The 616-nt window shown below is 72.9% G+C and carries 1 protein-coding gene; it reads right to left on the bottom strand.

The genetic code is table 11. From position 1 onward, the window contains the following. The coding region (gene cbiE, locus U9980_RS13975) for a precorrin-6y C5,15-methyltransferase (decarboxylating) subunit CbiE (RefSeq protein ID WP_322768315.1) at window positions 1-616 on the bottom strand (616 nt) is incomplete at both ends.

Here is a 616-nt window from a genome sequence, read left to right as displayed (position 1 = left end):
TGGACGTTGGTGTCATGGACGTTGGTGTCCACCACGATGACCACGTTCGGATCTCGCCAGTCGCGACGTGCCGCGGCCTGCGGTGGCGTGCACCAGGTGGTCCGTTCGGTAGGCATCCCGAGATCCTCGGCGACGAACATCGCGCGCGGCAGCGCCGTCAGCGCGGCGCCGAGCCTGGCCGGGTCGCCGCCCGGTCCGGTCAGCACGGCCACGCATGGATGGGCGCGGCAGGCGTTGACGGCCCGGTCCAGGCGGCGACCGTGCGCGCTGAGTACCAGGGCGTCGTCCCACGGCAGCCCGGCACGCGCGAAGGCGAGGGTGACCGAGGACGTCGCGGGCAGCACCTCGATGTCGAGACGGAGTCGGCGCAGCGCCCGGACGATGCCGAAGAACCCCGGGTCACCGCTGGCCAGGACCACCGCCGGGCCACCGTCGGCGGCCAGGTGGGCGTTCAGTTCAGCCAGGCCCGCCGCGACGTTACCAAGGGTGATCGTCGCCACTCCTGTGGCCAGAAGTGGCGCGACCGCATCGAGATGGCGACGCCCGCCGACCACCACCGAGGCGGTGCTCAACGCGTGGACCGCGGCGGCGGTGAGCGGACGCCCGTCCCAGCCGA

Origin of the sequence: Protofrankia sp. Cr1 (assembly GCF_963555865.1) — a bacterium.
Taxonomy (GTDB): Bacteria; Actinomycetota; Actinomycetes; order Frankiales; family Frankiaceae; genus Protofrankia.
This window is presented reverse-complemented; position numbering and strand designations above follow the sequence as displayed.